This window comes from Henriciella sp. (assembly GCF_049649345.1).
Lineage (GTDB): Bacteria > Pseudomonadota > Alphaproteobacteria > Caulobacterales > Hyphomonadaceae > Henriciella.
The window spans coordinates 1-9,614 of sequence record NZ_JBARZC010000464.1 but is presented as its reverse complement, the minus strand read 5'-3'; the positions used below and the strand labels follow the sequence as shown (position 1 = coordinate 9,614).

General features: G+C 57.4%; 10 protein-coding genes. 6 read left to right on the top strand and 4 right to left on the bottom strand.

Annotated elements, in window-relative coordinates:
- Positions 1–1,664 (bottom strand): UvrD-helicase domain-containing protein (locus tag WA989_RS12805; protein WP_424340880.1); only part of this gene is annotated, 1,664 nt, incomplete at its 3' end.
- A gap of 200 nt (positions 1,665–1,864) precedes the next feature.
- Here WA989_RS12805 and WA989_RS12800 point away from each other — a divergent pair.
- Positions 1,865–3,796 carry a conjugal transfer protein TraG gene (locus tag WA989_RS12800; RefSeq protein WP_424340879.1) on the top strand — a complete coding sequence of 644 codons (1,932 nt, stop codon included), beginning with the start codon at positions 1,865–1,867 and terminating at the stop codon, positions 3,794–3,796.
- Between the two features lie 2 nt (positions 3,797–3,798).
- Positions 3,799–4,203, top strand: coding sequence for a hypothetical protein (locus WA989_RS12795; RefSeq protein WP_424340878.1), 405 nt, complete (start codon positions 3,799–3,801; stop codon positions 4,201–4,203).
- Between the two features lie 37 nt (positions 4,204–4,240).
- Here the strand turns inward: WA989_RS12795 and WA989_RS12790 are convergent, their stop codons facing one another.
- From WA989_RS12790 to WA989_RS12780, 3 genes are read right to left on the bottom strand one after another with little or no spacing between them, the layout of a single operon-like run.
- Entirely contained in the window at positions 4,241–4,618 is a 378-nt protein-coding gene (locus WA989_RS12790) for a DUF6527 family protein (protein ID WP_424340877.1), read from the bottom strand.
- Between the two features lie 3 nt (positions 4,619–4,621).
- Entirely contained in the window at positions 4,622–6,010 is a 1,389-nt protein-coding gene (locus tag WA989_RS12785; RefSeq protein WP_424340876.1) for a ThiF family adenylyltransferase, read from the bottom strand.
- Entirely contained in the window at positions 6,010–6,909 is a 900-nt protein-coding gene (locus tag WA989_RS12780; protein WP_424340875.1) for a multiubiquitin domain-containing protein, read from the bottom strand. The genes WA989_RS12785 and WA989_RS12780 overlap by 1 nt, the downstream gene beginning before the upstream one ends.
- A 148-nt stretch (positions 6,910–7,057) precedes the next feature.
- Between WA989_RS12780 and WA989_RS12775 the strand changes: the two genes are divergently transcribed.
- The 4 genes from WA989_RS12775 to WA989_RS12760 form a co-directional block, all read left to right on the top strand.
- Positions 7,058–7,630 (top strand): RNA polymerase sigma factor, encoded by a 573-nt coding sequence (locus WA989_RS12775; protein WP_424340874.1) that lies wholly within the window; start codon positions 7,058–7,060, stop codon positions 7,628–7,630.
- The gene (locus WA989_RS12770) at positions 7,627–8,061 is read left to right on the top strand and encodes a hypothetical protein (RefSeq protein WP_424340873.1); all 435 of its coding nucleotides are present in this window, start codon (positions 7,627–7,629) and stop codon (positions 8,059–8,061) included. The genes WA989_RS12775 and WA989_RS12770 overlap by 4 nt, the downstream gene beginning before the upstream one ends.
- The gene (locus WA989_RS12765) at positions 8,058–8,867 is read left to right on the top strand and encodes an ImmA/IrrE family metallo-endopeptidase (protein ID WP_424340872.1); all 810 of its coding nucleotides are present in this window, start codon (positions 8,058–8,060) and stop codon (positions 8,865–8,867) included. The genes WA989_RS12770 and WA989_RS12765 overlap by 4 nt, the downstream gene beginning before the upstream one ends.
- Before the next feature lie 134 nt (positions 8,868–9,001).
- Positions 9,002–9,614: GSU2403 family nucleotidyltransferase fold protein (locus WA989_RS12760; RefSeq protein ID WP_424340871.1), on the top strand; the 613-nt coding region annotated here is incomplete at its 3' end.

The following is a 9,614-nucleotide window of genomic DNA, read 5'->3' as shown; positions in this document are numbered from 1 at the left end:
GCATATGCAGATAGGAGCAGCGGGTTCACGCTCAGGATTTCTTTCGCTCTGGTTATCGCGACGTAGAACAGCCTCGCTTCAGAAATTGGTATTCGGCCCGCATCGTCCTGCATGCTGGCGAAATCATCAGCTATAGAAACGGAAGCCCACTCTCTGCCTTTCGCACGGTGGGCCGTGGAGAGGATGACATCTGCGTCGTCTTCAGAGGCGGTGGTCTCACGCAATGCTCTCCAAAGCGCTCTCGGTCCGTGACGTTGAACTAGAGAAACGAAGGCGCGGAGATCTTCGCCTTCTTCACTTTCCGAGAATGCAACAACTTCGTCCCAATTGGAAAATCCAAAGAAGTCGGGATGGCTGCCAGGTTCGCCATTCTGAAGATCGAAAACAGAGCCGACCTTCAGTTCTAGATCCTTAAGGTCGCCGACGATGTGGGGCCTGCGTCCATTGCCCAAAGCCTCGAGAACCTCGGACATGACCATCGTATTGGTTCTAGCGAGGACAGCGCGCGTAGTCCCTGACGCGATGACGGAGGAGAAGACTGCTTCATTGCCGGTGAGACTTTCGGTCTCGCCCAAAGCTTTCAGGATGTCTCCTGCGGGGTGTGCAATCGCATGTCCGAATCGAAATGACTTGGTGAGAAATGTCTCGCGATCAGTTTCCATCAATTCCATGGCATTTACGGCGCCGCGCCACTCATAAATCTGCTGGTGTCGGTCACCGACATAGACAATCTGGGAATCCTGGTTGGCCAGGACGGAAAGGACACAAGGATTGGTGTCCTGAGCCTCATCGAGCAAAATATAGTCTTTTGCGAGCTTCGGTTTCTGCAGCGACCAGAGCTTCAAGTATCCATCATGCCCAAGCGGGATGTTGTCATTTTTGTCCAGCATGCGCTGCCACAAGGAGTTGGCGCGCTCTGTGACCCAATGCTTCACATGCAATAATTCATCGGACCCAAGTCCGAGCAACTTGCCGGACGGAGGAACATGCTCGGCGGATATGGCTTCGGCATCGCTTTGGCAGAATGACCGGACAGTCTTGAGGAACAGGTGCGCTTGCTGAACACCGGTGAGCGAAAAGCCCTCGAGCAGCTTCGCTTTTTTGAGCTCCAGCTCTGCCTCTAATTGCTTGGTCTTGATTGCTGTCGTCAGTTGCGGATTTGAGTATCCCCAGCGTCCTTGGACATACCGCTTAGCAACTGAATGCGTCGTGCGACATTCAACACCTTGAGGGAAGTCTTCGGCTGCCTCTGTGGCGATCGATCTATTGAAGGCGAGATAGAGACCTGCTCCGGGGCGAGCATCCGCCATAAGTTTGAGCGTGCTTGTCTTGCCAGCGCCGGCATAGGCAGTGACCTTGAGTGAGTTACCGGACTTGAAGGCGTCAACCGCGGCGATCTGCTCTTCGGTCGGCTTGAATTGTGGAGGCCGTGCAAGAGTTGGTGCTGGCACTTCCACTTCGTCGATGCCGAATAGCTCTGACTGAAGGTCGGCATCTCCATCGTTTCTTGATTGAAGGCGTCGGAACAATTCGTCGGCGTTGCGACGATTTCGGAACGTCAACTCATGCATGATGCTTGCGATCACGGCCAGATTAGCAGTTTGATCTGCCAAGCGACCCAGGTCTTTTGTTGAAAATTGTATGTAGGGCCGGTCAGCAGCCACGACTTTCCCCTCCGAAGTCTGTATTTGATCGTTGGCTGATCGAATAACTTTGTTCTACCTAACATCAATTTTTTTCCGGGAGTCGCCGCCTTCCAATTTTTTTATTCATCGAGTTGCACGGCGTTGTATTGATCGGCCTTTAAGCCCGATGATCCTGGTTCCTGCCCGAGCTACGATTGGGCGCTCGCACGGAGCCGCCCTTGTCACCCACCAAGATACTGTTTGGACAGATTGTTGTCGTATTTGCTTGCGTGCTTGGGGCGTGCTGGGGGGCGACGCAATGGGCGGCGGGGGAGCTTGGCTATCAGCCGGCACTGGGTGAGCCCTGGTTTGTCTGGTCGGGCTGGCCGGTCTATCGGCCGTGGCGCATCTTCCAGTGGTGGTATGCCTATGAGGCGTATGCACCGGATGTCTTCAATCGGGCGGGATTGATTGCGGTCAGCGGCGGCGTGCTCGGAATTGCCGTTGCTGTGGCAGGCTCTGTCTGGCGGAGCCGCTATGACCGCGATGTCACGACTTATGGGTCGGCGCGGTGGGCGCGCTCGTCAGATTTGAAGGTGGCGGGTCTCTTGTCTCGGCGCGGGGTGTTCCTCGGGCGCTGGAAGGGGCGTTATTTGCGCCATGACGGGCCGGACCATGTCATGGCCTTTGCGCCGACGCGGTCAGGGAAGGGCGTGGGGCTGGTTGTGCCAACGTTGCTTTCATGGACGGACAGCTGCGTCATTCATGACATCAAGGGGGAGAACTGGGAGCTGACCTCGGGCTGGCGGTCTTCATTCAGCCGGTGCGTCCGGTTTGACCCGACCGATGCCGGCTCGCCGCGTTACAATCCCTTGGCGGATGTCCGGCTTGGGGAGAATGAAGTGCGCGATGTCCAGAACATCGCCGATATCCTGGTCGATCCCGAAGGCAGCCTTGAGCGGCGCAATCACTGGGAAAAGACGGGCCATGCCTTGCTGGTCGGCACCATCCTGCATGTCCTCTATGCCGAACCCGACAAGACGTTGGCTGGATGCGCGCGGTTTCTGGCGGATCCGCGCCGGCGGTTCGAGGCGACGCTCACCCTGATGATGAATATGCGCCACCTTGGGAAGACAGTACACCCGACGGTGGCCGAGACCGCGCGCTCGCTCCTGAACAAGTCGGAGAATGAAAGGTCAGGTGTGCTGTCGACGGCCTTGAGCTTTCTGGAGCTCTACCGCGATCCTGTTGTGGCTGAGGTGACGGGTGGGAGTGACTGGGTGATTGGGGACCTGGTTTCGGGTGACCGGCCTGTCTCGCTGTACCTTGCTTGTCCGCCCTCGGACCTGTCGCGGACCAAGCCGCTGATGCGGCTGGTGCTCAACCAGATTGCGCGGCGGCTGACGGAAGAGCTGCCGGGGGAGGGGCGGCGGAAACTATTGTTGATGCTCGATGAGTTTCCGGCGCTGGGGCGGCTTGATTTCTTCGAGCAGGCGCTCGCCTTCATGGCGGGATATGGCATCCGGGCTTTTCTGATTGCCCAGTCGCTCAACCAGATCGAGAAGGCGTATGGGCCGAACAATTCTATTTTGGACAATTGTCATGTCCGGGTCGCGTTTGCGACCAATGATGAGCGCACGGCCAAACGCGTGTCGGAAGCTTTGGGGACAGCGACGGAGCTGCGCGCCCAGAAGAATTATGCCGGCCACAGGCTGGCGCCCTGGTTGTCACACATGATGATGTCGCATCAGGAAACGAGCCGGCCGCTCCTGACGCCCGGCGAGGTGATGCAGCTGTCGCCGACAGAGGAGCTGGTGCTTGTGTCGGGGCGGCCGCCTCTCAAGGCAAAGAAGCTTCGCTACTATGCAGACCGGAATTTTGCGCGACGCATCCTGCCGGCGGCTGAGCGGGTTGAGGGCGGGCTTTCGGTGGAGGCGGTGCCTTCGGAGGGCAGCGACCGGGAAAGGCACTGGGCGGAGACCGGTGACATGGACGGGCGGGATCCAGCCTTGCAGCCGGAATTGCCGCTGGTGCCAGAGCGCGAGCCGGAATTGGACGTAGGTGAGATAGAGGATGAGGCAGCAGGACCCGAAGAGCGCAAACCGATGGACTTAGCTCGTCGAGCGGCTGCGATGGATCGCGGCGACCAGGACCTACTTCCGGATTTCTGATCATGTCAAAACCTCGCGCTAATCTCCGTCTTTCGACAAAGCTGTATGATGCGCTTTGCCGGGCGGCAGAAAGCCCGGGTGTGACCAAGACCGCCATCCTTGAAGCGGCGTTGGAGCAGTACCTCTTTCCGGAGAAGGACAAGGACCTGGAGAGCCGGCTGCTGTCGCGACTGGACGCTTTCGACATTCGCCAGGGCGCAATCGAGCGGGATGTGGCGCTAACGATGGAGACGTTGGCCCATTTTGTTTTCTACTGGCTGTGCCGGACGGATCCATTGCCGGAAGGCGAGCGGGATGCTGCGCAGGCGCTTGGGCAAAGGCGGTTTGACTATTTCATCGAGCAGGTGGCATCGAAGCTTGCCACGGCCGACAGCGTCTCAGCTCAGCTTTACGAAATTGATCGCTAGCGATGGATGGCGCTTCTCTCATTTAGTCTCTTGAAAACTATGCTTTATGGTCCCTAGCAACAACGCATCCGTTGTCCCGACATTGTTGAACTCTGCCTGCTCGAATCCAGAAGTGTGCATGGCATGCCGATTTTTGATGTATTGAAGGCGAGCAGGACGGTCGACCTAACCAATCTACTGAGACGCGCCAATGCGGCGATTGATCCGCGTTGAGAGACAGTCGATACACCGTTGAGCAATTTCCGGGGCAGCGGAATACAGCCCATTTGGGCGCACTAAAGCTGCCAACAACCACAATCGTTTCCGCATCGAGTAATTCAAGGTCCGGCTGAGTGTGTGAGTGCTGCAACCTATAGCGAGACTGCCGAATTAGCTCGAACCATTCGAGTGCAAGTCTGAGTGAGGATATCACCATTGTTCAACCTACTCGGTCCAGAAAAGGGACCACGTCGCCGCGTCCCCAGTAATCGGTGTGTCCGCAGATCGGACAGTCGTTATCGCTGCGCCCTCCGGTTCGCCGGTCCTCAGGAATATGAAAGCGGCGAAGTCTCTGGAGGGCATGACCATCCGGTCCCCGAAATTCGCTGACGGCCTGAGCAAATTCATCCATGGCGAGGCAGGCAACGGATGTGGTCATGCCGATGAAGGCTGGCTCGGGCTCTCCGCCACCGAGAATATAACCTTCGCGCTGCTGGTCGGCGTATTGGTCCGGAGCCCGATTTTTTAACTCGTCTTCGCGCGCACGGACAGGGTCAATGATGCCTCTGCAGAGGAGACAGGGCGCTCCGGAGTGCAGGCGGGTTACGCGTCCGGTCATGTCGCGCCTGCGATTGCCCTGATCGCCGGCGACGGCGAGTCCGATGTCAAGGACCGGGATTTCATAGAAGACGGAGAACCGGTTGAGCAGCATCCGCGAGGCGTGATCGTCCGTCGCGCAAAAAATGACATCTGCCGACTTGAGCGCATCCCTGCATTCCGGGTCCAGCAAGTTACGGACGAGGGGCATTGCCTGGGCGGGAAGCCCAAATTCGTTGATGTGGGCTGCCAGCACTTCAGCTTTGTGCCTGCCGATATCTCTCTGCGTTGCTCCATATAGCCGGTGCAGATTAGTGCTCTCGACCACGTCGTGATCGATGATGGCAATTCGGCCCAAGCCTGATCGAGCCAGCATCACGGCGAGAGGAGAGCCGGTGCCACCCGCGCCGACAACAAGGCATGAGAGGTTCCGGAGCGTCACATTAAACGTCTCGCCGAAGACTCTCGCTTGCCGGTCAAGATCCGGGCTGGTGTTGTCGGTGTGATCAGACCAGAGGGCAATGCGTCGTCCCGTTTCCAGGAGACGGGATGGATCGGGATCGCTTGAACCTTGCCAGATGCGCGCCAACAGGCGTCCACCCGAAATCGCCAGCACGCTTACCAGGCAGGCGTCCGGCCCATTTCTGTTGCGGGCCGCGTTGAACAGGGCGAGTTCGTTCTCGTCATCGCGGACCGAGAAGGCGGCAGTGCCGCAAGGGTGGCCGTGAAGGAAGCCCACAGTGTGCCCGTTGTCATTTGCGTATTTCAGTGTCCGGACGAATGAAGACGTTCGGACCGTCAGATGCGTTGGCGATGCAGACGCGATGTCTTCACCCTCAAACGGAAGGACATCGCTGAGAATGAGCCGCTCGCGCGGCTTCTTTGTCCATGGATCATCACCAATCACCGCACGCCTGAAAAGCAGCCACGCGCCGGCCTCTTGGCCGGAACTGAAGGCCGCCCGCCGGATAGCCGTGCCAAGGCGGTTGGGTATGATGATATCCCGCAGCATCAGGCCGCCTCCGCCAGTGCATGTTCAACGCGCTTCAGCATGGTCCAGATGCCGTCCTTGCCAAGGCGCCATTCATTGTTATGGCGCGACCACCTTTGCCAGGACTGCCCCTGAAAGGAGAGCGGAACATCGGCACAATTGGGGTAGGCGCCGCGTGCGACAAGCCGAAGCCAGGGCAGACAATAAAACATGTCAGGAGGGGCATCCGGGTAGCCGGGCGGAAGCATGATCAGAATGTCAGCCAGTTCCACATCATAGTGCCCCTTCGGGAGGTCGACGGCCTTCAGGATGATTGCCGTTTGTCCCGCTTCGTGTGCGAGCTCGTACCGGTAGCCCTGCTCAGAAAGATAGCGCTGATCGGCTTGGGGAAGGGCGGGGCCTGCGTCTCCGGCAGTAGTTTGGGCAATGACCGTGAAGAAGCGCTCGAGCCCAGCTTCGCTGAGATCGATGATGTCTTCATTCGCCAGTTCAATATCTTCGCTTCCGCGCACTTCTCGCCAGAGCACATATTTGTCAGGGTCAACCCCGGCGATTTGCTTCAGCTTGAGGCCCGTAATCAGCTGAGCGCCCCATTCGATGCGCTCACCATCGATAACTAGGCGATAGGAAGCGCTGCTGTCGAACGTCAAGAACCGCTCAACGCCGGGCTGTGTCAGATCAACGGTTTCATCGAGGCGAATCTCCTCGAACCCACCATTGGCAAGCTTCAGAAAGACAAGATGTTCGTCGATCGGCCGTTTGCCGCTCAGCCTCAGGAGCTGGCTTCCGGTCAGCTTGGGATCGTCCACATTGTAGGACCGGTCGTCGATGCGGATCTTGAAGTAGCGGTCGGCCGTCACCGGCTGGCCGCAGCGGGCAGCCGTTTCCAGGTCGAAATATTCAGAGTTATGGGAGGTCATTATTGGATTTCCTTTGTTGCGCCGGGCAACGTCAGTGCCCACGTAAACAAAGGCTCGCCGCACGGCTGAATTCGGACAGCTTTCGAACTTGTCCGAATGCAGGGTTGCGGCACGCATAGATGAGTATGGGTATACTAGGAGCTGGAGCATGAGCGCCGCTGACGCTGCACGAAAGCGGTCCGCAGAAGACTGCAAAGACGAGATTGAGGAGGTCAGTCGCCATCAGGGGGATCGCCTCCTGCTGATTGCGGGGTACTTTGCGGTACGTGCGCGTCTCAGCCCGGAGGATCTCCTGCAGGAGGCGCTGACAAGAGTGCTCTGTGGAGATCGCCAGAGGCCTCGGGATGTTGACATTGTTGCTTTTCTAGGCGGCGTCATGAAGAGTATTGCAAGTTCAGAAGTGCGAAAGCGCGCCCGCCGTGAAGACGCCGGGTATGCTGAGACGCCGGCGGATCTCGGCTTATTCGCCGATACGGTGAGCGATGGCCGGGCGGGTGTTGAAGAGACTATCTGCCGGGAGGAGCATGACGCGGCATTTCATGCCTGGTTGTATGAGCAATTCGACGATGACGAGACCCAGCTGGTTTTGCTTGGCGTGTTTGAAGGGCTGTCAGGTGAAGAGCTTTGCGTGCAGACAGGTGTCTCAAAGAGCCAGCTCGCCACCATCAGGCGAAGGATTCGCCGCAAGATAAGTGAATTCGAAGGTCGGAGAGGATCATGACCGAATCTAAAAAGCGCGACGAGCTCGACCGTCTGGACGACGCTGTGCTCGACGACATTCTCGGTATGACCAATGCGGAGGTTCAGCAAGAACTGGAATCTCTCGGTTACAAGTCTGGCGATGGCCTATCCGTGTTTGAGCGTGCCTTGATTGCGGCGAAAGGGCGGGCAGGCTTTGTTGAGCTGAGGAAAGCCAGGGTTGAGTTCCTGGAAGATCGACGAAAGCGGGAGGCTCGCAGTCGGCCTCAAACGCCAGACGAGGCGCGTGCATTTCTGCGCCAGGTCCAAGCAGAACTCAGCGAACTTACGATTGCGGCTAGAAATGCGGACGGGTCGGAGCTCTCGGACAGAGACGCCCTGGCGCAGCTCGAAGATGTTTTGGAGCTGCTTGAGGAGCTCGATATAGACTTGGACGATGATAGCAAAAAGTGACGATCTTTCTGCGCCCTGAACTCTTAATGCAGCGTTACGGCATTACGTCGCCCGAGCAGATTGACCTGGAGGCGCTGGCCTGGCTGCTCAAGGCGAGGGTCCGTTACCGTCCTCTAGATGGATGCGAAGCACAGATCATGGGTATTCGAGACAGAGCGATTATCACAATTGATGATCGCGGCGGGGCCGAACGCGCACGCTTCTCGCTTGGGCATGAGATTGGCCACTGGCAATGTCATAAGAACCAGAACTTGCATTGCTCGAAGGAAGTGATCGGTTCGACCCGGAACACCGTTTCAGGGAAAGAGCGACAGGCCGATTCTTATTCGGCTGGTCTGCTCATGCCAAAATACATGTTCGAGCCAATGGTCAAATCTTATGATCGACCTTCTTTCCACTCAATCAGCGAGCTTGCTACTGTATTCCTGACGAGTCGTACGGCAACGGCCCTACGGTTTGTTGACACTGATCCGCTCTATTCAATCTTGATTTGCTACGGACCAAAGGGCCGAATTTGGTATAGAAAATCCAGAAATTGGCCTTCGAGTTTGGTACCTGCAAAGGAAGTGGGCGCTGACTCGGATGTGTTGGGTCTCCTTTTCGAGCGTTGCTCTGAAGCGCGCGACTCGCGGCGAGAGCCCGCTAGCATCTACTTCAACGGCAGCGACGTTCAGGACGAAGAAGTTTTCGCGCATGCAGTGCGCACGGGAGCAAGCGACGATCCTGCCGGGAGAAGTGTCATGGTGCTAGTGGTGCCGGCCAAGACTCGCCTCATCGAGATCGCTGAGCGCAGAAGCTCATGGTAAGCTAAAATGATGAGCCGAATAGCGATGGCTTTGGCATGTCAGCCCTTCACTAGCTTTGAAGCGATCTCAATACACAGAAAATAAACAATTTATCCCGCATATTTAGAAAAGTAGAAAATGTGGGATAATGCGGCATGAGTTCCGTGCAACCTTTCAGTGATGAGCAGCTCCGCACGCTTATCAATCTGCGCCAGCGCTACGAGGTCTGGATCGAGGCAGAGCGCAAGCTCTTTGCCATGCCTTATGACCTCAGACGCAAGACAGTGTCGGGCAAGGATTATCTCTACGAGATTTTTGACCGGCGAGGAAATGGCAAAAGCCTTGGACGCTGGAATGACGAGCTTCAGGCGCAGTTCGAGACCTATCATGAGCAGAAGTCCGAGGCGAAAGCGCAGCGGGATGGTGCTCGGATTGTACTCGAGGAAAGTTCGCGGCTTTATCGCGCGCTCCGGCTGCCTCTTTTGTCGAGCGATGCTGGTCCGATCCTGAGAGAAGCGGACACGCGGGATCTTCTCGGCAGCCACCTGCTTGTCGTCGGGACGAATGCGATGGTGGCTTATTCAATTGAGGCGGCTGGTCAGATCATCGGCGCGCCGGATGAAACTGAGGACTTCGACCTGGCATGGTCAGCCAGGGAAGCCGATGACGCTTCGGAGACGGTGTGGCGAATGCTGAAAGCAGTCGATCCCACGTTTACAGTGAACACGGAACGGACGTTTCAGGCCCGCAACTCCAAGGCCTATGAGG